The sequence below is a fragment of the Enterobacter sp. PGRG2 genome (assembly GCF_030291195.1).
Classification (GTDB): Bacteria; Pseudomonadota; Gammaproteobacteria; order Enterobacterales; family Enterobacteriaceae; genus Enterobacter_D.
In genome coordinates, this window is the sequence record NZ_CP127837.1 from 901,703 (window position 1) to 927,042 (window position 25,340).

At 56.2% G+C, this 25,340-nt stretch carries 19 protein-coding genes; 6 read left to right on the forward strand and 13 right to left on the reverse strand.

Features of this window, described 5'->3' with window-relative positions; genetic code table 11:
• Positions 1-22: 22 nt before the first annotated feature.
• Both QRD42_RS03830 and QRD42_RS03835 read right to left on the reverse strand, forming a co-directional pair.
• Entirely contained in the window at positions 23-1,921 is a 1,899-nt protein-coding gene (locus QRD42_RS03830; protein WP_318376882.1) for a methyl-accepting chemotaxis protein, read from the reverse strand.
• Positions 1,922-2,104: 183 nt separating this feature from the next.
• Positions 2,105-3,298: an NAD(P)/FAD-dependent oxidoreductase gene (locus QRD42_RS03835; RefSeq protein ID WP_321988217.1), complete on the reverse strand. Its 1,194-nt coding sequence runs from the start codon at positions 3,296-3,298 to the stop codon at positions 2,105-2,107.
• A 229-nt stretch (positions 3,299-3,527) separates the two neighbouring features.
• Here QRD42_RS03835 and pitA point away from each other — a divergent pair, with 229 nt between their 5' ends.
• The gene (gene pitA / locus QRD42_RS03840; RefSeq protein ID WP_072571141.1) at positions 3,528-5,024 is read left to right on the forward strand and encodes an inorganic phosphate transporter PitA; all 1,497 of its coding nucleotides are present in this window, start codon (positions 3,528-3,530) and stop codon (positions 5,022-5,024) included.
• Positions 5,025-5,079: 55 nt separating this feature from the next.
• On the opposite strand, the gene uspB is transcribed toward pitA, so the two are convergent.
• A complete protein-coding gene (gene uspB, locus QRD42_RS03845) occupies positions 5,080-5,415 on the reverse strand; it encodes a universal stress protein UspB (RefSeq protein ID WP_072571140.1) in 336 nt (111 codons plus the stop codon).
• Positions 5,416-5,814: 399 nt separating this feature from the next.
• Between uspB and uspA the strand changes: the two genes are divergently transcribed.
• Entirely contained in the window at positions 5,815-6,252 is a 438-nt protein-coding gene (gene uspA, locus QRD42_RS03850) for a universal stress protein UspA (protein WP_072571139.1), read from the forward strand.
• A gap of 36 nt (positions 6,253-6,288) precedes the next feature.
• On the opposite strand, the gene rsmJ is transcribed toward uspA, so the two are convergent.
• Positions 6,289-7,041, reverse strand: coding sequence for a 16S rRNA (guanine(1516)-N(2))-methyltransferase RsmJ (rsmJ, locus tag QRD42_RS03855; protein ID WP_321988218.1), 753 nt, complete (start codon positions 7,039-7,041; stop codon positions 6,289-6,291).
• Positions 7,042-7,048: 7 nt separating this feature from the next.
• Positions 7,049-9,091 carry an oligopeptidase A gene (gene prlC / locus QRD42_RS03860; RefSeq protein WP_321988219.1) on the reverse strand — a complete coding sequence of 681 codons (2,043 nt, stop codon included), beginning with the start codon at positions 9,089-9,091 and terminating at the stop codon, positions 7,049-7,051.
• Between the two features lie 175 nt (positions 9,092-9,266).
• Between prlC and QRD42_RS03865 the strand changes: the two genes are divergently transcribed.
• Positions 9,267-10,109: a 23S rRNA (adenine(2030)-N(6))-methyltransferase RlmJ gene (locus QRD42_RS03865; RefSeq protein ID WP_072571136.1), complete on the forward strand. Its 843-nt coding sequence runs from the start codon at positions 9,267-9,269 to the stop codon at positions 10,107-10,109.
• Between the two features lie 73 nt (positions 10,110-10,182).
• Entirely contained in the window at positions 10,183-11,535 is a 1,353-nt protein-coding gene (gorA, locus tag QRD42_RS03870; RefSeq protein ID WP_321988220.1) for a glutathione-disulfide reductase, read from the forward strand.
• Between the two features lie 70 nt (positions 11,536-11,605).
• Here the strand turns inward: gorA and QRD42_RS03875 are convergent, their stop codons facing one another.
• The 3 genes from QRD42_RS03875 to QRD42_RS03885 all read right to left on the reverse strand — a co-directional run bounded on the left by QRD42_RS03875 (position 11,606) and on the right by QRD42_RS03885 (position 15,158).
• Positions 11,606-13,021, reverse strand: a complete 1,416-nt coding sequence (locus tag QRD42_RS03875) for a porin family protein (protein ID WP_321988221.1) — start codon at positions 13,019-13,021, stop codon at positions 11,606-11,608.
• 53 nt (positions 13,022-13,074) lie between these two features.
• On the reverse strand, positions 13,075-13,842 hold the full coding sequence (locus QRD42_RS03880; RefSeq protein WP_318377212.1) for a Slam-dependent surface lipoprotein: 768 nt from the start codon (positions 13,840-13,842) through the stop codon (positions 13,075-13,077).
• Between the two features lie 197 nt (positions 13,843-14,039).
• Positions 14,040-15,158 (reverse strand): mechanosensitive ion channel family protein, encoded by a 1,119-nt coding sequence (locus tag QRD42_RS03885; RefSeq protein ID WP_321988222.1) that lies wholly within the window; start codon positions 15,156-15,158, stop codon positions 14,040-14,042.
• A 208-nt stretch (positions 15,159-15,366) separates the two neighbouring features.
• On the opposite strand from QRD42_RS03885, the gene QRD42_RS03890 reads away from it, so the two are divergent.
• A complete protein-coding gene (locus tag QRD42_RS03890; protein WP_318362687.1) occupies positions 15,367-15,984 on the forward strand; it encodes a response regulator transcription factor in 618 nt (205 codons plus the stop codon).
• Positions 15,985-15,990: 6 nt separating this feature from the next.
• Here the strand turns inward: QRD42_RS03890 and QRD42_RS03895 are convergent, their stop codons facing one another.
• Genes QRD42_RS03895 through QRD42_RS03915 form a run of 5 tightly spaced genes read right to left on the reverse strand, consistent with a single transcriptional unit; the run spans position 15,991 to position 23,229 of the window.
• A complete protein-coding gene (locus QRD42_RS03895) occupies positions 15,991-21,552 on the reverse strand; it encodes an AAA family ATPase (protein ID WP_321988223.1) in 5,562 nt (1,853 codons plus the stop codon).
• On the reverse strand, positions 21,549-21,935 hold the full coding sequence (locus tag QRD42_RS03900) for a response regulator transcription factor (RefSeq protein ID WP_072571131.1): 387 nt from the start codon (positions 21,933-21,935) through the stop codon (positions 21,549-21,551). The genes QRD42_RS03895 and QRD42_RS03900 overlap by 4 nt, the downstream gene beginning before the upstream one ends.
• Before the next feature lie 43 nt (positions 21,936-21,978).
• Complete coding sequence (locus tag QRD42_RS03905) at positions 21,979-22,233, reverse strand: XapX domain-containing protein (RefSeq protein ID WP_072571130.1); 255 nt, start codon at positions 22,231-22,233, stop codon at positions 21,979-21,981.
• Between the two features lie 2 nt (positions 22,234-22,235).
• Positions 22,236-22,478, reverse strand: a complete 243-nt coding sequence (locus tag QRD42_RS03910; protein ID WP_318373453.1) for a DUF1427 family protein — start codon at positions 22,476-22,478, stop codon at positions 22,236-22,238.
• Positions 22,479-22,536: 58 nt separating this feature from the next.
• Positions 22,537-23,229: a hydrolase gene (locus tag QRD42_RS03915; RefSeq protein ID WP_072571297.1), complete on the reverse strand. Its 693-nt coding sequence runs from the start codon at positions 23,227-23,229 to the stop codon at positions 22,537-22,539.
• 229 nt (positions 23,230-23,458) lie between these two features.
• Here QRD42_RS03915 and QRD42_RS03920 point away from each other — a divergent pair, with 229 nt between their 5' ends.
• Positions 23,459-25,336, forward strand: coding sequence for an amidohydrolase (locus tag QRD42_RS03920; protein WP_318373452.1), 1,878 nt, complete (start codon positions 23,459-23,461; stop codon positions 25,334-25,336).
• Positions 25,337-25,340 lie beyond the last annotated feature (4 nt).

The window sequence follows — 25,340 nt, forward strand, 5'->3', positions numbered from 1 at the left end:
GGCACCGCTGGACATACAGGTCTTAAATTTTGAAGCTGGTAACAATTTTTTCCAGCTGAACGGTCTGCTCTTCCATGGACTGCGCTGCCGCAGCCACTTCCTGCACCAGCGCTGCGTTTTGCTGTGTGGTGCTGTCGAGCTGGTTAATCGCCATATTAATCTGATCGATACCCTTACTTTGCTCGTTACTCGCCGAGCTGATCTCAGAGATTAAGGTGGTTACGCTCTCCACTTTTTCCACCAGGCCGTTCATGGTGACGCCGGCCTGCCTGACCAGACTTCCGCCCTGCTCGATATTCGCAACGGACTCTTCGATCAGCTTTTTGATCTCCTGCGCTGAGGTGGCGCTGCGCTGCGCCAGGGAGCGCACTTCTCCTGCGACCACCGCGAAGCCGCGTCCGTTTTCACCGGCACGCGCCGCTTCAACCGCCGCGTTGAGCGCCAGGATATTGGTCTGGAACGAAATCCCGTCAATGACGCTGATGATGTCGACAATCTTCACGGACGAGTCATTAATTCTGCTCATCGTGCTGACCACCTCGTTCACCACCGAGGCCCCTTCCCGCGCAGCGCCCGACACCTGGCTGGAGAGCTTATTTGCTGCCTGCGCGTTATCGGCATTCTGACGTACCGTGCTGGTCAGCTCTTCCATCGAGGCTGCGGTTTCCACAATCGACGATGACTGATCTTCGGTACGGGCTGACAGATCGCGGTTACCCCCGGCGATCTGGCGCGACGCCGAAGAGATCGCCTGCGCGCTTTGCCCGACCTGCTGCATTAGCTCCTGTAAATAGCTAATGAAGGCATTAAAGTTCTGAATAATGGCATTAAATTCCGGGCTTTTACTCGCGGTTAAACGTTGCGTCAGATCGGCACCGCCGCTGGACAGCGCTTCGATATTTTTATTTAACAGGCTGACGTTTCTGAAAATATTGCGCACAAAAATCATTAAGACGAGGATTAAGACGATCCCCAGCGTTAACTGAACAATGGTTAATTTGGTCAGAATAGAATTCGATGCCTGCTCCAGCTTACTGGCTGGCAGATCGACGGCCAGGAACCAGGGGCTGCCTTCAATGGGCAGCACAAATAATGCGTGCTCACCGTCAGATCCAGAATACTTTCCTTCATAAGACTTTTGTTGACCGGTATTCAGCAGCGACAATAATGCCTGAGAAGATGGCAGATTAAGGTCACGTAAATTATTCAGCGCCTTGCCGCCTTCTGTGGAAGCGCCATTACCGACGATTTTTCCGTCCTGCTCAATAATCAGAACGTTACCCTCAACCGCTTTACTCATGTCTGCGGCCAGCTGATTGAAAAAGCCGAGCGTCACGTCAATGGTCGCCACGCCCCAGGGTTTACCGTCACGCCATATCGCCATGGCGCAGTTAGTCCGCGGCTGTGGGCTGGCAGCATCCTGATAAGCACGCGCCCAGGCACATTCGCCTTTGGCGGCGTTCAGGCCGTCTTTATACCAGGCCTGCTCCCAGTATTTGTCTGCTTCCGGCTGGTTCCACACGGTATTGACCTGCAGTACTCCACCGGCATCGCGGGCAAAGAAGGTGCTGAACTTCTCGCGCTCAGGATCGCGCAGACGGGGTAATGGCCAGATACCGCCGCCGAACACATTCTGATCGCCATACTGGTTTACCAGATTTGGCAGCAGTTGATCGATCTGCGCACTGTCGAGGGTGCCGACAAGTTCAGTGATGGTTTTTTGCTGCGCTTTCACGCGGTTCATTTGTTCTTTAATAGCGTTACTTTGCAGGGCAACGGTATGACGAACCAGTTCCGTTTCCGTGGCGACAATTTGCGGCGAGACAAAATGCTTAATCACGAAAAACGTAACCAGCACTAAAATAAAGAAAAATCCAACAAGAAGCAGGCTAAAACGACCCTGGGTGGTTTTCCATAGCATGATAAATATGACTCAGGTAGGGGAGGTATAGAATGGATAACGGCATAACGCTCAATAACTTTAATTTTATAAATTAGTTAGCAGTGAACGCTTATATAATTAATGGCTGCGGAAAAGCGGAGAAATAAAATAGCCCGATTCTTATCGGGCTATTTGCTAAAAATATTTTGAGTCTATCAAAATTTATTTATCGCTGAGTGCCTGCGCACACGCCCAGGCGCTGGCCCAGGCCCACTGGAAGTTATAGCCGCCCAGCCAGCCGGTGACATCCATCACCTCGCCAATAAAATACAGTCCAGGCACATTACGCGCTTCCATGGTGCGTGACGACAGCTCATGGGTATCCACGCCGCCGAGGGTCACTTCCGCCGTGCGGTAGCCTTCGGTACCGTTTGGCTGCACCCGCCACCGGGTCAGCGTTTCAATAAGCGCCTGCTGATCGCGTGGGTTAAGCTGCTTCAGGGTCACATCCGGGATCTGTCCCAGCGACTGTAAGCACTCCACCAGTCGCTTTGGCAGGTGCATCGCCAGCGTGTTTTTCAGGCTCTGGTTCGGATGTGCCGCCCGCTGCTCATTGAGGACGCTTTCAGGATCGCATTCCGGCAGCAAATTAATGGTGACGAATTCACCCGGCTGCCAGTAGCTGGAAATTTGCAGGATCGCCGGGCCGGACAGACCGCGATGGGTGAAAAGCAGGTTTTCACGGAATACCGTGCCGTCTTCCGCCTCGATCACCGCGGGCACCGACACGCCGGAAAGCGTTTGTAACTGCTCCAGTAATGGTTTATGCAACGTGAAAGGCACCAGGCCTGCCCGTGTCGGCAGCACCTTCAGGCCAAACTGTTCGGCAATTTTATAGCCGAAGGGCGTAGCGCCCAGGCCCGGCATGGAAAGGCCGCCGCTGGCGATCACCAGTTTGTCGGCGCTGACGGTATCGCCGTTCAGCGTCAGCGTATAACCGTCGTCATCGCGGGCCACCTCAAGCACCTCAGTGCGCAGTCGCATCACTACTTTTCCCGCTGTACATTCTGCCACCAGCATATCAACGATCTGCTGGGCGGAGTCGTCGCAGAACAGCTGTCCGAGGGTCTTCTCATGCCACGCGATACCGCGCCTGCCGACCAGATCGATAAAATCCCACTGGGTATAACGTGCGAGGGCAGATTTACAAAAATGCGGGTTCTGGCTCAGATAAGCCGCAGGCTCGACATAAAGGTTAGTAAAGTTACAGCGGCCCCCGCCAGACATCAGGATCTTACGGCCCGGTTTTTTACCGTTATCGAGTAACAGGACGCGTTTACCTGCCTGTCCGGCCTGCGCGGCGCAAAACATTCCGGCCGCTCCGGCGCCAATTACGATGGCATCAAACCTTTCCACACGACGATCCTCTTGATTAATGAGCGGCGAATTGTAAATTTTCGCCGCTGGTCGCACCAGCAAAAATATGTCAATTCGATGACAGCTATTTGAAAAATAAAAGATAATTGTTTTTACGCTTTTACAACCTAAGGAAAATTATCAAAAAAAGTCTATATTTCACTTTCCCCGCACCGCGGTTGTCCACGATAATGCGCCGCGTTCATGACCTCAAAATGGCGTAACGTATATGCTACATTTATTTGCCGGCCTGGATTTACATACCGGGTTATTACTTCTTCTTGCTCTGGTCTTTGTCCTGTTTTACGAAGCCATCAATGGCTTCCATGACACGGCGAACGCGGTGGCAACGGTTATCTATACCCGTGCGATGCGTTCTCAACTCGCGGTCATTATGGCTGCGGTGTTCAACTTTTTCGGCGTTCTGCTGGGTGGACTGAGCGTGGCCTATGCGATTGTGCATATGCTGCCAACGGATCTTCTGCTCAACGTCAGCTCGGCGCATGGCCTCGCCATGGTGTTCTCAATGTTAACGGCGGCGATTATCTGGAACCTCGGCACCTGGTACCTGGGTCTGCCGGCCTCCAGCTCTCACACCCTGATTGGCGCGATTATCGGTATTGGTTTAACCAATGCGCTGATGACCGGCTCTTCTGTGGTGGACGCGCTTAACATTCCTAAAGTTATCAATATCTTCGGCTCGTTGATCATCTCGCCAATCGTTGGCCTGGTGTTCGCAGGCGGGCTGGTATTTTTGCTGCGTCGTTTCTGGAACGGCAGCAAAAAACGCGACCGCATTCATATGACTCCGGCAGAGCGTGAAAAGAAAGACGGCAAGAAAAAGCCGCCATTCTGGACGCGTATTGCCCTGATCCTGTCCGCTATCGGCGTGAGTTTTTCTCACGGCGCTAACGATGGTCAGAAAGGTATCGGCCTGATCATGCTGGTCCTGATCGGCGTAGCGCCAGCGGGCTTTGTGGTGAACATGAACGCCTCCGGTTATGACATCACCCGTACCCGTGACGCGGTAAATAACGTCGAGACCTACTTCCAGCAGCATCCTGCGCTGCTGCAAAAAGCCACCGGTGTGGATCCGCTGATCCCGACGCCGGAAGAAGTGGCGTCCAAACCGAACGAGTTCCATTGCCATCCGGGCCGCGCCATTAACGCGCTGGACCGCGCTAAAGCAATGCTGACCAATATCGAAAGCTACGACAAACTGCCGGTAGAACAGCGCGGCCAGCTGCGTCGCATTTTGCTGTGTATCTCTGATATTACCGACAAAGTGGCCAAACAGCCGGATGTCAGCGCTGAAGACCAGCGTCTGCTGAAGAAGCTGAAAGGCGACATGCTGAGCACCATCGAATACGCGCCGGTCTGGATCATCATGGCCGTTGCGCTGGCGCTGGGTCTGGGCACTATGGTGGGCTGGCGTCGTGTGGCGACCACCATCGGTGAGAAGATTGGTAAGAAAGGCATGACCTACGCACAGGGGATGTCGGCGCAGATGACCGCAGCGGTCTCCATTGGTCTGGCAAGCTATACCGGGATGCCGGTTTCCACCACGCACGTGCTCTCCTCCTCCGTGGCGGGTACGATGATTGTGGACGGCGGCGGCCTGCAAAGAAAAACCGTGACCAACATTTTAATGGCCTGGGTCTTCACCTTACCGGCGTCGATTATTTTGTCCGGCGGACTGTACTGGATCGCGCTGAAACTGATTTAAGCGCGGGCAGGAAGCATACAAAGCGGGTCAGTTTACTGGCCCGCTTTTTTTATGCTCAGTGCCAGATCATGAGGGCGATCAGGCTAACCACCACCAGGCCACACAGCGCGCTGGTTAAAATAAAATGCTGACGAACCCGCTGGCAGCGGCGAATAAACTCATCATCATGATGGTCCAGATAACGTTGCTGGTAGATATACCACACCAGGCGCATCTGCTTACTGGGCTGTCCGTGCGAGGTAAAAAATCCTCCGCCATCCACATATTGATAGAGCAACGGATCGCAACCACGAAGTACCACTAACAATGCGCGTAATGATGAGAAGTAACGCGCCATATTCACCACACAAACGACACACAAAGCCCAAAACAGCGCGACGGTGCTGACCATACCCCCTCCCCGGCGATCCGCCCACGGAGAAATCCCCCGGGACTCTCGCTCCCCGATACTCAGCGAAAACAGTTCAGTGAAGAGTGTTACCAGAAACCGAGCGGGATCACATTTATTTATCCGGACGGTTCATTAAATAGTGTAGGAGATCCGTTAATTTTTTTACCACAAGGTTAATCGTAATCATGGTCTGCAAATCGATTATTTGTTGCAGTAAAGCGTGAGCCAGGCGGATTGACGGCAGAGATCGTGCGTTATAAGGTAGAAATATCTACTACAATTATACTCTTAAGGCCGGGCATTCCCCGCGCAAATAGTATGCAGGACGCGGGACACAGCACAACGCAGGATGAGCTGCTAACCCACTGGTCATCGACAACTTATGGAAGGAGTAACATTATGGCTTACACACATATCCTGATCGCAGTCGATCTCTCCCCGGAAAGCAAAGTTCTGGTCGAGAAAGCGGTATCCATGGCGCGCCCTTACAACGCGAAGGTTTCGCTGATCCATGTTGATGTTAACTACTCCGATCTTTATACCGGCCTTATCGATGTGAATCTTGGCGATATGCAGAAGCGCATCTCCGAAGAGACGCATCACGCGCTGACCGAGCTGTCCACCAACGCGGGCTATCCGATCACCGAAACCCTGAGCGGCAGCGGCGATTTAGGCCAGGTGCTGGTCGATGCGATTAAGAAATACGATATGGACCTGGTGGTCTGCGGTCATCACCAGGATTTCTGGAGCAAACTGATGTCCTCCGCGCGCCAGCTGATCAACACCGTTCACGTTGATATGCTGATCGTGCCGCTGCGCGACGAAGAAGACGAGTAAGGTTCAGATACCCTCTCTCCCTGCGGGAGAGAGGAATTACTCCGGCGTTCCGGCGTAAATATCAAACCGGTGGCCTTTGGTGACCACCGCGTTTGGCGTGGCGACGCCCGCCAGTGGCGGCGCATAGTCCGGGCGCTTCACCACCACGCGCTTGGTCGCCAGCCGCCGCGCAGGTTCCAGCAGCCCGTCTGCATCCAGATCCGGCCCCACCAGCGACTGAAACACCCGCATCTCTTTTTTCACCAGTGCGCTTTTCTGCTTATGGGGAAACATCGGATCGAGATAGACCACCTGCGGGCGCGGCGTGATCTCATCAAGCCCGGTCAGGCTCGAAGCGTGGATCAGCTGTAAACGCTCCCGCAGCCAGGGGCCGATTTCCGCATCCGCATAGCCACGCGCCAGCCCATCATCGAGCAGCGCCGCCACCACCGGATTGCGTTCCAGCATGCGCACCCGACAGCCAATGGACGCCAGCACAAAGGCATCGCGGCCTAAGCCTGCGGTCGCATCAACCACGTCCGGCAGATAACTGCCCTTAACGCCGACGGCTTTCGCCACCGCTTCGCCGCGTCCGCCGCCGAATTTGCGCCGGTGGGCCATCGCCCCTTCGACAAAATCGACGAAGATGCCGCCGAGCTTTGGCTCATCGCGTTTACGCAGCTCAAGATGCGTCGGAGTGAGCACCAGCGCCATCAGGTTATCCGCGTCATGCTCCAGCGCCCAGCGGGCCGCAAGAACAGATAAGGCACCGTCTCCGGTGCCTGATTCATCTGACAAACAAATTTTCACGCTGTTGTCAGCCTTCGATGCCGTAATGCGCCAGCATGGCGTCCAGCTGCGGCTCGCGGCCACGGAAGCGTTTGAACAGCTCCATTGGCTCTTCGGAACCGCCGCGCGTCAGGATGTTATCCAGGAACGACTGGCCGGTTTCGCGGTTGAAGATCCCCTCTTCTTCGAAGCGGGAATAGGCGTCCGCCGCCAGCACGTCGGCCCACAGGTAGCTGTAGTAACCTGCCGCATAGCCACCGGCAAAAATATGGCTGAAAGCATGCGGGAAACGGCCCCAGGTCGGCCCCGGGATCACGGCGACCTGTTTTTTAATTTCCGCCAGGGTTTCGAGGACTTTCGCCCCCTGCTCCGGGCTGAACTCGGCATGCAGGCGGAAATCGAACAGGCCGAACTCAAGCTGACGCAGGATGAAGAGCGCGGCCTGATAGTTCTTGGCGGCGAGCATTTTTTCCAGCAGTGCTTCCGGCAGCGGCTCGCCCGTTTCGTAGTGACCGGAGATAAACGCCAGCGCTTCCGGCTCCCAGCACCAGTTTTCCATAAACTGGCTTGGCAGCTCGACCGCATCCCATGGCACACCGCTGATGCCCGAGACACCCGCCGCTTCGATACGCGTCAGCATATGGTGCAGACCGTGACCGAATTCGTGGAACAGGGTGGTCACTTCATCGTGGGTAAACAGCGCCGGTTTGCCGTTCACCGGGCGGTTAAAGTTACAGGTGAGGTAGGCGACCGGTTTTTGCAGCGAGCCGTCCGCTTTACGCATCTGACCCACGCAGTCGTCCATCCACGCCCCGCCGCGTTTGTTTTCACGGGCATAAAGATCGAGGTAGAAACTGCCGCGCAGTTCGTTGCTCTCGTCGTAAAGCTCGAAGAAACGCACGTCCGGGTGATAAACGTCGATATCTTTACGCTCTCTGGCGGTGATGCCATAAATGCGTTTCACCACTTCAAACAGGCCGTTAACCGCTTTTTCTTCCGGGAAGTACGGGCGCAGCTGTTCGTCGCTGATGCTGTACAGATGCTGTTTCTGTTTTTCGCTGTAGTAGGCAATATCCCATGGCTGAAGGTCATCCACACTGCACTCTTCTTTGGCGAAGGTACGCAGCTGGGCGAGTTCACGTTCACCCTGCGGACGGGCACGGCGCGCCAGATCGGTTAAGAAATCCAGCACCTGGGTCGGGCTTTGCGCCATTTTGGTGGCCAGCGATTTGTGCGCGTAGCTGTCGAAGCCCAGCAGTTGCGCCAGTTCGTGACGCAGGGCGAGGATCTCCGCCATTACCGGGCTGTTATCCCATTTACCGGCATTCGGCCCCTGATCGGAGGCGCGGGTGCTGTAGGCGCGGTACATCTCTTCACGCAGCGCCTGATTGTCGCAGTAGGTCATTACCGGCAGATAGCTTGGAATATCCAGGGTTAACAGCCAGCCTTCCTGCTCTTTGGCTTCGGCCTGCGCTTTGGCGGCGGCCAGCGCGCTTTCCGGCATGCCGGACAGTTCAGATTCGTCGGTGACGAGTTTCGACCAGCCCATGGTCGCATCCAGCACGTTGTTGCTGTACTGGTTGCCGAGTTCGGACAGGCGGGCGGCGATTTCGCCGTAACGTTGCTGTTTCTCTTTCGGCAGGCCAATGCCGGAGAGTTCAAAATCGCGCAGCGCGTTATCGACGGCTTTTTTCTTCGCCACATCCAGTTCGTTATAGGCGTCGCCATCGCGCAGATTGCGGTACGCCTGGTACAGACCTTCGTGCTGGCCGACCCAGGTGCTGTATTCAGACAGCAGCGGCAACGTCTGCTCGTAGGCTTCGCGCAGTTCCGGACTGTTTTTAACAGAGTTCAGGTGGCTGACGGGTGAGAACAGACGGCCCAGACGGTCATCCACTTCCGCCAGCGGCTGGCAGAGATTATCCCAGGTGTAAGGCGCGCCCTGTGCCACCACGCGCTCTACCGCCTCGCGGCAATCGTCCAGCGCTTTGGTGACGGCGGGGACGACGTGCTCAGGTTTAATGGCGGAAAACGGCGGCAATTCGAAAGGCGTCAGTAATGGATTGGTCATAAGCGCTGTCCTGGTTAATAAATAAGTTAAGCGCCCGATCAGCGCTTTTTCCGATAAGGTCTGGTATGGGGTTTAGTGTAGTTAATTTCAATGCCGGACGTTGCGCTTTCGCGGTGGCGGCCACTTTTCGGTATACTGTCGGCATACTTCTTTTCAGGTCATTGGAACGCGCTACATGCTCAGTTATCGTCACAGCTTTCACGCCGGCAATCATGCCGACGTCCTTAAACATACCGTTCAAAGCCTGATCATTGAATCGCTGAAAGAAAAAGAGAAGCCTTTTCTCTATCTGGACACCCATGCTGGCGCGGGTCGTTATCAGCTCGCCAGCGAACACGCTGAGCGCACCGGGGAATACCTCGAAGGTATCGCCCGTATCTGGCAGCAGGACGATCTGCCGGAAGAGCTGACGCCCTACATCACCGTGCTGAACCATTTTAACCGTAGCGGCACGCTGCGTTATTACCCCGGCTCCCCGCTGATTGCCCGCCAGCTGCTGCGCGAGCAGGACACGCTGCAATTAACCGAGCTGCACCCAAGCGACTACCCGCTGCTGCGTTCGGAATTTCAGAAAGATGCCCGTGCCACCGTGGCCCGTGGCGACGGCTATCAACAGCTGAAATCGAAACTGCCGCCGCCGTCCCGCCGTGGCCTGATCCTCATCGATCCGCCGTACGAAATAAAAACCGATTATCAGGCGGTGGTGCAGGGCATCAGCGAAGGCTACAAACGTTTTGCGACCGGCACTTACGCCCTGTGGTATCCGGTGGTGATGCGCGCGCAAATCAAACGTATGTTGAAAGAGCTGGAAGCCACCGGCATTCGCCGCATTCTGCAAATCGAGCTGGCGGTGCGCCCGGACAGCGATCAGCGCGGCATGACCGCCTCCGGCATGATTGTGATTAACCCGCCGTGGAAGCTGGAGCAACAGATGCAAAACGTGCTGCCATGGCTGCACAGCAAACTGGTGCCAGCCGGCACGGGGCATACGCTGGTGAACTGGGTGGTGCCGGAGTAATCGCAACCATCGGTGGAACCTTTTAAGCCGCGCGTTACACTGCGCTCAAATGCGACTCAAATAAGGAACGGTCATGACTAAGCATTATGATTATCTCGCCATTGGCGGCGGCAGCGGCGGCATCGCCTCGATCAACAGAGCGGCCATGTACGGTCAGAAATGTGCGCTGATTGAAGCCAAAGCGCTGGGCGGCACCTGCGTTAACGTCGGTTGCGTGCCGAAAAAAGTGATGTGGCATGCGGCGCAGATCCGCGAGGCAATCGAGCTTTATGGCCCGGACTATGGCTTTGATACCACCCTCAATCACTTCGACTGGAACAAACTGGTCGCCAGCCGTACTGCTTATATCGATCGCATCCACAACTCCTATGACAACGTGCTGGGTAAAAATCACGTTGACGTGATCCGTGGTTTCGCGCGTTTCGTTGACGCCCATACCGTGGAAGTGAACGGCGAAACCATTACCGCTGACCATATTCTGATCGCCACCGGTGGGCGTCCGAGCCATCCGGATATTCCGGGCGCAGAATACGGTATCGACTCCGATGGCTTCTTCGAATTACCGGCCATGCCGCAGCGCGTGGCGGTGGTGGGCGCAGGGTACATCGCGGTGGAACTGGCAGGCGTAATTAATGGCCTTGGCGCGCAGACGCACCTGTTCGTGCGTAAACACACGCCGCTGCGCAGTTTTGATCCCATGCTGAGCGAAACGCTGGTGGAAGCGATGGCGGCCGACGGCCCGACGCTTCACACCCACGCGGTGCCGAAGTCGGTGGTGAAAAATGCCGATGGCAGCCTGCTGCTGACGCTGGAAGATGGCCGCAGTGAAACCGTCGATTGCCTGATCTGGGCGATTGGCCGCGTACCGGCCAACGACAATTTCAACCTCGCGGTAACGGGCGTGAAAACCGACGAAAAAGGCTACATCGTCGTGGATAAGTTCCAGAATACCAGTGTGCCGGGGATTTATGCCGTGGGCGACAACACCGGTGCCGTTGAACTGACGCCGGTGGCCGTGGCTGCGGGTCGTCGCCTGTCCGAGCGCCTGTTTAACAACAAGCCGGATGAGCATCTGGATTACAACAATATCCCGACCGTGGTGTTCAGCCATCCGCCGATCGGCACCGTGGGCCTCACCGAACCGCAGGCGCGCGAACAGTACGGCGACGAGGCGGTGAAAGTGTATAAATCGTCCTTTACGGCGATGTATACCGCGGTAACGTCACACCGTCAGCCGTGCCGTATGAAGCTGGTGTGTGTGGGCGAGGAGGAGAAAATCGTCGGCATTCACGGCATTGGCTTCGGCATGGACGAGATTTTACAGGGCTTCGCCGTGGCGCTGAAAATGGGCGCGACCAAGAAAGATTTCGACAATACCGTGGCGATCCACCCGACCGCCGCCGAAGAATTTGTCACCATGCGTTAATGCCCTTCCTGCTATTTCAGCAATAAAAAAACTGGCGAGTTATCGCCAGTTTTTTTTCGCCATTACGCCGCTAAAAGTTTTTATCCAGCGACAGCGTGATATTGCGCTGATGGTAATCGTAGAAATTGATATTACTGTCGACGCGTTTATAGCTGAAATTCAGCTTCGGCATCACGCCAAATACATAGAGATCCCGGTGCCAGAGCGACAAATTATAATACTGCTCATTGTCTTTGCGGCGGGTGGAGAATATTTCACTGTCGGCCTGGTAATGACGTTTTGCGAAGGCCGTGGAGGCCGAAAATGAAATCTGCCAGGGTAAGTCCACCTGTACCCCGCCGCGCACGCCTGTCCGCTGATTAGTTTCACTTTTTGCCGCGGTTTGCTGATCCTGAATATCGACGCCCGCATAGGCTGACACCAGATTACTGAAGGCATGAGACAGCGTGGTGGAAGAATAACGGCTATAGCCGCGCAAAAAGCCGTATTCGTCGGCATCGTAATGGAGTTTTTGATATTCCAGCGCCTGACTTATCTGCCATGCGGGTGAAAGCAGGTAGCTGTATTCCGCCCGCACGCCGGGGCCGGAAGAATAGGCTTCCGTGCCGTACCATCTTTTTTCATAAAAAGGCAGCAGGGCGAACTGCTGGCGGTAATCCCGCCACTGATAACCAGCATAAAGGCGGCTGGTAATATCATCGAAATCATGATTATTCCAGTAGCTTTTGCCGTTCACTGTGCCCATAAAGCGCAGGCCATGCTGGTTATACAAAGAGACATCCTTTTGTAGTGCGCCGTTAAACCAGAAGCCCTCTCCCCGTTGCGGGAAACTGTCTTTATTGCGTAAAAAGAGCCGATCGCCGATGCGAATGGTTTTACTTGTCGAGGCATTATTGACGTTGCTGTCATTAAGATAGCTGACGCTGAGCCTGCCGGTCAGGTCGCTGCCCTGCTGAATACGCTCAATATAAACGCCAATGATCGCCTGAATATTTTCCGGCGGATTGCTTTGTAGCACGCGGCGAAACTGGTACTCCGCCGTATTGTACTGGTGGTTTTCAAACATGGCGCGCGCCATGTCGAGCCGCACCGCATCCAGTTCAGGGTGTTCACTCAGAATGGCGCGGTAGTGGGCGATAGCCTGATCGTAATTGCCCTTGCTGCGGGCCAGCCCCGCCTTTGCAAAGCGGATCAGCGTGGGATCGGCGCTGGCTGACGCTTCATACACCGGCAGAATGGCTTCCACCATCGGCCATTTGCCTTCGCGCACGGCCTGATCGAGCAGCGCCGTCGCCAGCTGTGGCTGTTCAGCAAGTTGCGCATTGTTAACAGAGATAAAGGTTCCGGCGGCGGAGGTGCTTTTATCCTGCTGTGTCAGACGATCAAAATGGGGTGCAGCGGGAATGACGTCAGTATCCGGCGGTGCGGCTAAGGCGGCGCCGAGCGGAAACAACAGGCTTATTGCGCCTGTACGCAGGACATTCATAGGGATTTATACCATCACGAAAAACCGGCCAGCCAGGCTGGCCGGGAGGCGAGTTACTGACGCGTTGCGCCAAAAGCTACGTTTTTGCTGGTGTCGGCGAAGCTGGCAAGACCGCCCAGCTCCTGCGCGGCAGGGCCATTGAAATGGCCGGTGAAGGTACCGTCCTGACCGCCTGACTGCGCCTTACCGGTGAAGCCGCCGTCCGCAATGGTGCCCTGCATCGCCACAGCGCTGCCGAAGGCGTCGCCTGCGGCAATGTTGCCGTTGATGGTTTTCGCGGCAAAGTCGACGTTGAAAGTGGCATCGCTGCGAATGTCTTCACGCATGCCGTTGCCGACATAGGTCGCTGTACCCTGCGTGGGCACGTTGGCGGCCAGCGTCGGCTCGCCCGTGTAGAACACGTCATGCTTGCCCGTTTTAAAGTCGGTCCAGGTGCCAAAGGTGGTGTAGCTCATACGGCCGCAGCACCAGGAGGTGGCGGAATGACGGGTGCCGTCCGTACTGGTCAGGGACTGAGTAAAGACATAGGCCGGTTCGATACCGGTACCGCGCATGGTATAGGAAAGGCCCTGCGGCGTGGTGTAGGTATAGCCTGACAGGGTGCCCCCGGTCGCCAGGCTTGTCGGCGCGCTGGCAGGCGGTTGCGGCGTGGTGCCGGTATTGTTATTGCCAGCGTTATTGCCAGAACCATTGTCTGTCTGCACCGGCGGCGTTGTGGTCGGCGGCGTTTTATCGCCACCACCGCCACCGCCACCGCCACCGCCRCCACAGGCGGTTAAAATACACACCGAAAGTAATAAGGCAGGCTTTAACGTGGTCATAAAATGAACATCCTTGGTTGTGAAATATGTTGCATTATTTCTGCACAAAATTTTTACATGAATTTACCGTAAAAAATCACGTGCGAACTTAATGAATGTTCATATAACAGGATTATGAGAATTATCTTAGTAAGAAAATACGAATTTTATCACTGGCAGACCCGCTAATTTACGCGGGCCTACCAATATTGGTGGGATTAATTACTTTGCTGCGGAACCGTCATTGGCATATTAACGGTCGATTGCGCGCCATTATCCGGCGTCCTGACCACCATGTTCGGCAGCGCCAGTTCAATATCATTTTCAATCAAGCCTTCCAGAATACGGATATTAATCTCCTGCTGAATATCCATATACTTGTTATAGTCGGCGGTATTAACAATATGTACCACTTCAAAATTCAGGCGATCCTGGGTAAAAGCCAGAAAATGCGCACGGTCAAACTTGGTTTCGCCCACATCCTCAATAATGTCCTGGACCATTTTGCCGATGATACGCAGCTTTTCGGGCGGCGTTGAACTGGCCACCCCAAAGTTGAACACAATACGGCGGGTCTGCATTCGCTTGTAGTTGTGGATGGTCTGCTGCAACAGGATGGCGTTGGCGCAGACGATCTGCTCGCCGCTAAGGCTACGAATTCGGGTGGTTTTTAAGCCAATATGCTCAATGGTACCGGCAACGTCGTTGAAAACAATGAAATCACCGATCTCAAAGGGCTTGTCGAAGCCGATGGACAGTGACGCAAAAACATCGCTGAGCACCGTCTGCACCGCCAGCGCAATGGCAATACCGCCCACCCCAAGACTGGCCACCAGCGCTGTGATATCCACGCCAGCATTGGCAAGGATCGACAGCAACATCATCGACCATACCAGCACCCGTAATATCATGCCCAGAATAACCATGGTGACCGGGTTACGGTTTGATCCCGGCGCATGAAGCAAACGATGCATCCAGGACTGCACGCCCTGATCGAGCCAGATTGCTACCTGCAACGCAAGGACCAGAAACCAGGCGTGGGAAATGGTGGAAAATAAGCGATCCGGCAGCGCGGTAAAACGCAGGCTGAACAGGAACGACGCGAACAGGATTAATAACCGGTTGGTCTTTCTCAGCATATCAAAAAGGATATACCGCAGATTACCGCCATCAGTATGTTTGTTATTCCAGTTCTCGATTGTCTTATAAGCAAATGAAATTAATCGCCTGATTAAGTAATAAGTGATCAGGGTAACGACAACGACAATCGCCACATTGATCCAGAAGGTGGTCGATAACAGTATATTGACAATATTTAATCGGGACAGATATTCCATTTTACCTCCAGTCAGTATATCGCGGTCTAAGTATAGACAGCCTGTCAGTCTGCGGGAGCAGCAATATCAATGTGTTGCATTGTATTAAATTACAGCTGTCGGGGTGCTAAACCGGTTAACAGGGCAGGTTTTGATAGAAACAATCGGCTAAACAGGTATATTAACATTCTGTTAGCAAAATCCGGCAAAGCCTATGACGACTCCTTCTCTGGAACGCACCGTTTATGTGGTTGATGATGAACAAGCGGTCATCTCATCGTTAAGCAATCTTCTCAGCGCGGAAGGTTATACCGTTTCAGCCTTTACCTCACCGCAGGCGTTTTTGTCCCATCCGCACTACCCTGCCCCCTGCTGCCTGATTGTCGATTTGAATATGCCTGATATGAACGGGCTTGAGGTGACGCGCAATCTACGCGAGCTGGGCTATGCCATTCCGGCTATTTTCCTGACCGGTTACGGCACCATCCCGGTTACCGTACAGGCCATGAAAGCAGGCGCTTACGAGTTTCTGACCAAGCCCGTGTTGCCCGATCCGCTGCTGCTGGCGGTGGCGGATGCGCTGGCCTTTTCTGAAGCAGAGATGGCCGTCGCAGAAGAAAGACGTGAACTGATGGCGCGCGCCCGCACCCTGACGCAGCGCGAAAACGAAGTGATGCAGTTGGTGGTGACCGGATTACTCAACAAACAAATTGCGGCGCAGATGGGCATCAGCGAAATCACCGCCAAAGTCCATAAACGCCGCGTGATGGAAAAGATGAAGGTGCGTACCCTTTCCGATCTGGTCAAAGCCACCGAAAAACTTAACCTCGATAATAAACATAGTTGAGGGCGATCAGACGCTCTCTTCCGGCTGCACAGGCAGCGTGAAAGAGAAAATGCTGCCGCCGCTCTCCCGGCTGGCGGCTTTCAGCTTGCCGCCGTGCCGCTTGATGATCTCGGCGCTGATGGTCAGCCCCATCCCCATGCCTTCGGCTTTAGTGGTAAAGAACGAATCAAAAATCTTTTCGATAAGCGCCTCTGTCAGGCCGCTGCCGTTATCCGCGACGTCAAACTGAATGGTTGCAGGATCCGGCTGGGAAGACGACAGCCGCAGGCTGCGCACGCCCATGTTGTCCGCCATCGCATCCATCGCATTGATCACCAGATTGAGCAACACCTGCTGGATCTGCACGCTGACGCAGAAAATGCGGTCATTGGTCGCCCGGAAATCCAGCTCCAGCGAGATGAAACGCCGCTCCATCTCCAGCCGTGACAGGGAGTGAATATTACGCGCCAGGCCATGCAGTCGGGCCTGGGCAAATTCCGCTTCCTGGTTGCGGGTCAGCGCCTGTAAGCCGCGAATAATATCCCCGGCGCGGTTTCCTTCGCTGATCACCTCATTAATACTTTTACAGGCGTTTTCCAGGTGCTGCGGGTCGCGTTTCAGCCAGCGCAGGGCCGCGCCCGCATTGGCGACGATGGACATCAGCGGCTGGTTGATCTCATGGGCGATAGAAGCCGTCAGTTGCCCTACCGTGGTGGCCCGCGCCACGCGCGCCAGATCGGCCTGAGCTATGCGCACCGCGTCTTCAGAGTTACGCTGAGCGGTAATGTCAGTGATGGTGCCAAAATACTCTTTCACTTCCGGCCAGTTTTCTACCGGCTCGCCGATGCCCTTGATGTAGCGGCACACGCCGTCCGGCCTGATAATACGAAACTCTGCCTGCATCGGCTGACCATTGCGCACGCTCATGGTCACCAGATCGTTGATAACGCTGAAATCATCCGGGTGTACGCGGGTCATAAAATCGGCCATCGACAAACTGCCCTGATGATCCGGTAGGCCGACGATACGCGTGTACTCCTCCGACAGCAGCATGATGTCCTGTTCCAGGTGCCAGTGCCAGGTACCGGTGTGACTGATTTTTTCCCCTAACATCAGCGACTTCTGACTGGCGCGCAGCTGTTTTTCCACTTTGCGGCGCTGGATGTTTTCATCCAGCAGTTCAGCGTACAATCGCGCCGTTTCCAGCGATACCGCCGCCTGCGCGCCCAGCATAGAGACGATCCGCGAATGCTCGGCGGTGAACACATCCGGCAGCAGACGGTTTTCCAGATACAGCACGCCAACCATTTGCGCCTGTTTAAACATCGGTACGCACATCACCGCCGCACCCGAGGCCACCAGATAATGGTCCTGACTGAACGGGCTGAAGGTTTCCGGTTTGCCGGTGCGGATCTCCTGCCCGGTGCGGATCACCGCCGCCAGTACGGAGAGCGGCAAATCGGTGGCCAGCGGTGTTTCTTTCACAATGTTGACTTTGATGCCTTCGGCGGTAGTGGTCGCCCGCGCCTGGATCTCGGGAATATTGCCGTCGATCAGACGGATCAGCAGACAGTGCTGCGCCCCGGCCCGTTCCACCAGCATCATCATCAGCGTGTTGATCAGGCGGTTAAGATTGATCTCCTCCGTCAGGGCGCGGATCGCGGTCACCATACTCTGGAGGTCGCTTATCTCGGCGTTCTGCTCGAAAGCGAGCGTATCCAGCGCTGTCTGCGTGCCCTGGGTGGTGAGATGTGGATAGCGGCTCTCCAGCTGACGTACTTTAGCGCCCGCGCCCCAGCGTTCCCACGCGCTGATTGCGCCTTTTATGTAGGCTTCCGCGGCAAAGCGCATGCCGGTGGTGGTGGCAAGGCGGGCGGCCAGTTCACAGGCCAGCGCCTGAATGTGATGGAACTGTCCGTCGCGCGCCAGCGCCAGCGCGGACTCATATTTTTCGGCCGCGCCGGTCGCGTCGCCTTTCAGCCGCAGCAGCTCCGCCTGCAACAGCGCCGCTTTATCGGAGAAGGTTTTCGTATTCTCGGCGCACCAGGTGGTGATTTTGTTCAGATGTCGGTTAAATTTTTCCAGCACGTCATCCGTCACCGCTGTCGGCGACAGGGGCACCGACAGGGTTAAAGCGCTGTAGAGATGGAAATCGAGCATATGGGTATGCCCGGGGATCAGCCCAGTCAGAGCGGCAATCTCCGCAAAGCAGCGGCTCGCGCAATCATATTCACCGGCTAAGAAGTGCGCTTTGCCTTTATACAACCCGGACCAGAACTGCATCAGGAAGATGGGCTCCACGGCGCTACCCGACTGCACAACGTGCAGCTCCGGCGGCGTGAAGCGATGACCGGAAAATCCTTCGCTGCAAGGCTGACGCAGGAACTGAACGTAATCACGTTGCATCAGCAGGATCACTTCGACGTCGCGATATTGCGCCTTGCGCACGTAGCTCAGGCCGCGCTCGATAGAGGTCAGCACGCCGTCCAGGTGATCGCCGCGCGCCAGATAGTTCATCACCACATGGCGCAACGCGAGGCAGGCGGTGGTGCGATCGCCAACTTCCACCGCCACGTCAAAGGTCGCTTTTGCCTGCTCAATGGCGTAAGTCACCGGCATCGTCCAGATGCTCACCTGGTCAAGCGGCAGCAGCGTGCGCGCTTTATAGCTGGCAAAATCGTGTTTATACACCAGCTGGCGGGCCAGCAGCGTGCTGGCAAATCCCCGGCTGTACTCGTCGTAATGATCGCCACACAGCACGCCATACCAGGAGAGCGCGAAGGTTGAGGCGCCGCTGATGCCGCGGGCCAGCGTCAGATGCAGTAGTTTGCAGAGGATCATGAACTGCAAACGCGGGCTGATAAAGGCCGCATAGGTGCTGGCGCTGGCCATTAAATTCATTACCGCTTCGGTTTCGCGGCAGGTCACTTTTGTCAGGTTTCTGAAACGGCTGTAGGGGTTTTTGCCCACATCCGCTTTCAGGGCCTGACGCGCCGTATCGCACTCCTGTTTGTCAGGATGGAGGTTCAACTTGATGCCGAACACCGCCAGCCAGGAGATTGCCGTTTCCAGCGCCAGCTGGCTGTCCGACTGACGCATATGGATCTCCGCCATCAGACAGGCGGCGATGGCTTTATCCGCCAGATCGCCCGGCGCGCCGAGCAGCGTGGCGCATAGTTCACGGGCCGCACAGAGGTTACCGTTGAGGAATTCGCATTCGGCTTCCTCCAGCATAAACATGGCGCGGGTGTCGCCGCTGACCAGCGCATTCAGATGGTGGGCAGTGTGCAGAAAACGCAGCGCCGAGGCGTAATCGCCGGTGACTTTGGCGCGTTTCACCGCTTTCAGGATCAGCGCCGCGAAGGCGTCGGCCTCAGGGCGCAGCAGGGCATAATTCTTGATCGCCCCGATGTGATGCACCGCCCTGAACAGCGGCTCACTGGAGATGGCATTGCCCGCCATTTCTGCCAGCGCGCTGGCCGCGAAGAGGTGCAGGCTGTCTTTCTCATCCGTCGGGATCAGCCCGGCTGCCGCTTCCAGCACGCTGGTGTGCATAAAGGCGTATTTTTTATCGGTCAGGGAAATGAATCGCGCCGTGGCGGCGGGCGTCAGACGGGCGACCAGTTCGGCGACCGACAGGTTAAGGATGTGCGCGGCCAGCATGGTGTCGCCTGCCCCGCCGATACAGGCGAGCCGTCCCAGCAACTGCCGGGCCTGCACCGGTAAGTTTTCCAGCCTGGCGACGATGCCCGAGGCGACATTATCGGAATAATGGAATGCCATGATCGCATGGCGATCCCAGGTCCACTTCATCGGTTTCTGCCAGTTGATTAGCCCGTCCTTTACCGCCTGACGGAACAGTTCATGGGTGAACTGCGGGTTGCCGCCGGTTTTCTCATGCAGGAGCGCCGCCAGCTCGGTGGTTTCGGCGGTTCTGGCATGGAACTGCCCCGCCAGCAGACGGGCAATATTTTTGACCGACAGCGGCTCCGGCGTGATGTCGATAATACGCGAGGCCGCCGCGCGAATGCGCGCCAGATTGGCGCTGGCAATCGGACATGGCATCGAGGCTTCGTCCCGGTGCGACAGCACCAGTAGCAGCGGAATATCATCGCTAAGGCTTAACAGATTCTGTAAAACCTGGAAGGTCGCCTGATCCGCCCAGTGCACGTCGTCGATCAGCATGACCAGCGGTCTGCCCGGCGTCGCAAAGGCTTTCACCAGGTTGCAGGCCATGCAGTTGAATTTGTCCCGCTCATCCAGCGAGTGCACATCGGTAAGCAAGGCCGCCTTTTGCCCGAGCAATACGCCGAGCTCAGGAATAATGCTGATCGCCAGCCCCGCGTAATCGCCCAGCAGTCGCTGAATATGCGTTTTCCAGCGCTGCATCTCCATGGCGGGCAGGCCAAGCAGATGCAGCGCGATGGTTCTGAATGCGGCGGTGAAAATGGCGTAGGGTAAAACCGGGGAGTGCTGATCCGCCTTCACGACGGTGAGCAGCGTTTGTTTCTGTTGCAGGATCTTCAGTGCTGAAGCCATCAGCGAGGACTTACCCGATCCCGGCGGCCCGGCGATCACCACCAGCGCGTGTTTGCCGCTGCTGTGCACTTCGTCATAAGCGGAAAGAATATCCGCCGCCTGCGGATGTTCAGAGCAGAGCGCATCGGACGTCAACCCGCTGCGGCGCGTATCCTGCTGCCCCAGCGAGAACGAACTGAGCAGCCCGTCCGGCATCAGATTCGACTGGCAGCGATAGAGATCCGCCAGCAGTCCTTCCGCCGTCTGATAACGGGTGTCCGGAGACTTGGCTAACAAACGCATAATGATGGCCGACAGCACCACGGGCACGTCCTTGCGCAACCGGTGCGGCGGCAGGGGTTCGGAGGCGATGTGATGATGCACCCACTCCGCCTGGCCGCCGTCGAGATTGCCGTAGGGTAAACGCCCGGTCAGCAGTTCATAAAGTACGATGCCGAGGCTGTATAAGTCACTCAGGCTGCTCACCGGATCGGCGGTGCGTGAGGTATGCTCCGGCGACATATAGGCCAGGGTGCCGCCTGTCACCGGCAGCCGGGATTGCTGCGCCTGGGCGTCAGTAGTCAGACCAAAACCGCCGAGCAGATAACGCTCCTCATCCATAATGAAGAAATTGGCGGGTTTGATGTCGCCGTGCACCAGACCGCTTTGATGCATCTGGCTGAGAGTGGACGTCAGCAGGATCGCCTGCCGGAGGAAATCAGCCAGCGAACCGGTGGGCAGACAGAGGGCGTCGGAAAGGGTGCGCCAGCTGAACGCCGGATACATCAGCGCGTAACGTCCCTGAAACTGGGTATAGCCGAGCGGTTTCAGCGCCCAGCGTTCAGACAAGGTGTCGCGCAGGGCATATTCGTTTTTCAGGCGGCGGGTGATCTGATAACCCGCTTCATCGCAGGCGGGCATCGCCAGCGTAAAGGCCTCGCCCGTTGCGTTATCGCGACACACCAGCCATTCAACGTTCCCTTCCAGGGCGAGCGGAGTAAGGGTCATTTCATCTGACACCAGGAAACTGTCGATTTCGGCCGCCTGGTAAAGCAGAAGCATACTGCTCATTCGCCCTCCTCATGGTGAGAAAACGTCTGATGAATATGTTCAAAAAGTGTATCAATGTTGATCGGCTTGGGTAAAAACGCAATCGCCCCGAGGGTCATCGCGCACCACATCATATTGTCATCGCCGTTACCGGAGATAATAATGCCCGGCGGTTTTTCCAGCCGTTCGCCCAGCGCTTTGAAGAGTTCAAAGCCGGACATGCCTTTCAGTTCAACATCAATAATAAACAGCGCCGCGTCCCGGATGGCGGCGTCATCATTTAACAGCGCTTCTGCCGACTCAAATACCTGCGTACTGTAGCCATCAGACTCAAGTAAATTACTCAGCCCCGTGCGAACGGAACGTTCATCATCAACGACTACAATGCACTTCGACAGCTTCATGCTGATTTCCTTAGACAGGCTCACAACAGGTTGAGAGGCCTTTCTAAGGGCGTTTCTCACCCGAAGGCGGTGGCGTACCACTTATTTTAGGGACGCACTCATGACGGAACCAGGCCAGAGTCACCGGCTGGCGGCTGATTAATCTTTTGCATAACGGAATGACCTGCTCGCCAACCAGCATGCCAAACAGCCCAAGCAGTGCGATCACTGGCGGGGCGGGCGAATTCACTTCGATCAGGGTATAAATCACCCCGGCGAGAATACCCATTAACAGAGAAACAATATAGGTTTTCAGCATGGTTAACCCGCCTGTTTAGCGCTGGACGTTACGGGGGAGGAGTGGGAAGAATCGGCAGGTTTTGCATCGGAAGTACGGGCGACAGGCTCAGGATGCATAAAGGGCGCGGCCAGTTGACCGCCGAGGATCATTCCCAGCAAGCCCACCAGCGCCACCGCGGGCGGCGCAGGGGATCGGACGTTCAGCAGCGCGTAAATCAGCCCGATAAGCAGACCCGCCGCCAGAGAAATCAGTAAAGGACTCACAGGTCCTCCTTGTAAAAAGGCGCTGGCCGCCACACCCGGTGACGGCCAGCGACAGTGATTAGCGAACCGGAGCCGGTACCGGCGCCAGGGTGCGGTGCTCGCTTTCCTGACGTGACGGCGCTTTGTGCACCATGGTGTACGCGTAATCCACGCCCATGCCGTAAGCGCCGGAGTGCTCACGCACAATATCCATCACCGGGGTGTAAGTCTCTTTACGCGCCCAGTCACGCTGCCATTCCAGCATCACTTGCTGCCAGGTTACCGGGATCACGCCCACCTGGATCATGCGCTGCATCGCCATGTCGTGGGCTTCTTTGGAGGTACCGCCAGAGGCATCCGATACCATATAAATTTCGTAATCGCCTTCCAGAATGGCGCACAGAGAGAAGCTGTTGTTGCACACTTCGGTCCACAGACCTGCTACCACCACTTTTTTCTTGCCGTTTTTCGCCAGCGCGTCACGCACTTTCTGGTCATCCCAGGAGTTCATGGAAGTACGCTCAAGGATGTCCTGACCCGGGAAGACATCCAGCAGTTCCGGATAAGTGTTCCCGGAGAAGCTTTCTGTTTCCACAGTGGTGATGATGGTGGGAATGTTGAACACTTTCGCCGCTTTTGCCAGCGCCACGGTGTTGTTCTTCAGTACCTGACGATCTATGGACTGCACACCAAATGCCATCTGCGGCTGGTGGTCGATAAAGATCATCTGGCAGTTATGCGGGGTAAGTAATTCAAGTTTGCTGTTGTTCATAATGTCGCCCATTGAAGTTGATTGTTAAGTGTCTCTGTCGGGGCGCAGTGTAAGAACCTTTTGATTTCCCGCCTATTGTCTCTGCGTATAACTATACCTTCGTATAACTAGACGCTTTTTATCCCGCCTGACCATAATCCCGCCATTCTCCCCCTGCGCTACTGCTCAGGCATTTTATTGTCCACGGTCCACATACCTTTTTTACGGACATCTTCATTCTGGAGGTTCTATGGTTACCCTCGGTAAAGCCGACATCATTCTGACGAATGGTAAGTTTCATACTGTTGATCGCGAGAATCCGCTGGCGGAAGCGGTCGCCATTCGCGATGGCAAGTTTATTGAAGCCGGCACGCTTAATGAGGTGATGCAGTATCACTGCGAGGCCACCAAAGTGATCGACCTGAAAGGTCACACCGCCATTCCGGGCCTCAACGATTCGCACCTGCACCTGATCCGCGGCGGCCTGAACTACAACCTCGAACTGCGCTGGGAAGGCGTGCCGTCGGTGGCGGACGCGCTGCGGATGCTGAAAGAGCAGGCGCTGCGCACGCCAAACCCGCAGTGGGTGCGCGTGGTGGGCGGCTGGAGCGAATTCCAGTTCGCCGAACGCCGTATGCCGACGCTGGATGAAATCAACGAGGCCGCGCCGGACACACCGGTGTTTGTGCTGCACCTTTACGATCGCGCCCTGCTCAACCGCGCCGCGCTGAAGGTGGTGGGTTACACCAAAGACACCCCGAACCCGCCGGGCGGCGAGATCCAGCGCGACAGCAACGGCAACCCGACCGGGATGCTGATTGCCCGTCCGAACGCCATGATCCTCTATTCTACGCTGGCGAAAGGCCCGAAACTGCCGCTGGAGCAGCAGGTGAACTCCACCCGCCAGTTTATGCGCGAGCTGAATCGCCTCGGCCTGACCAGCGCCATTGACGCGGGCGGCGGTTTCCAGAACTACCCGGAAGATTACGAAGTCATCGCCGAGCTGCATGAGAAGAAGCAGATGACCATTCGTATCGCCTACAACCTCTTTACCCAGCGTCCCGGACATGAGCTGGAAGACTTCGAAAAATGGACCGACATGCTGACGCCGGGCCAGGGCAGCGACTATTTCCGTCATAACGGGGCGGGTGAAATGCTGGTCTTCTCCGCCGCCGACTTTGAAGATTTCCTCGAGCCGCGTCCGGATCTGGCGCCGGGCATGGAAGACGAGCTGGAGCGCGTGGTGCGCCATCTGGTGGAGCATCGCTGGCCGTTCCGCCTGCACGCCACTTACGATGAGTCCATCAGCCGTATGCTGGACGTGTTTGAGAAAGTGAACCGCGACATTCCGTTCAACGGCCTGCACTGGTTCTTTGACCATGCGGAAACCGTGACCCAGCGTAATATCGACCGTATTAAAGAACTGGGCGGCGGCATCGCCGTACAGCACCGTATGGCGTTCCAGGGCGAATACTTTGCCGAACGCTACGGCATCGAAGCCACTCGCCACACCCCGCCGGTCGCCCGTATGCTGGAAACCGGCGTGCCGGTCGGTCTGGGTACCGACGCCACCCGCGTCGCCAGCTATAACCCGTGGACCGCGCTCTACTGGCTGGTTTCCGGCCGTACCGTCGGCGGCATGCAGATGTATGACGTCAACGCCCGTCTCGATCGTGAAACGGCGCTGATGCTCTGGACGCAGGGCAGCGCCTGGTTCTCCAGCGAGCAGGGCAAAAAAGGCCAGATTAAAATCGGCCAGCTGGCGGATATGGTGGTGCTGAGCAAAGACTATTTCGCCGTACCGGAAGAAGAGATCAAAGGCATTGAATCCGTGCTGACCATTGTTGATGGCAATATTGTCTATGCCGCCGGATCCTTCAGTGCAGAAGCGCCGCCGTCTATCCCGGTTCTGCCGGAATGGTCGCCGGTGGTGAACGTCCCTGGCCACTACCGCAGCGCGCCGCCGACCGCCCAGACCCGCGTCGGAATGCAGCAGATGCCGCACCAGTGCAGCGGGCCGTGCGGCGTACACAGTCACTCCCATGATATTGCGCGGGGTTCAAACGTACCGGTTGCCGAAAATAACGCCTTCTGGGGCGCGCTCGGTTGCAGCTGCTTTGCGTTCTGATGCC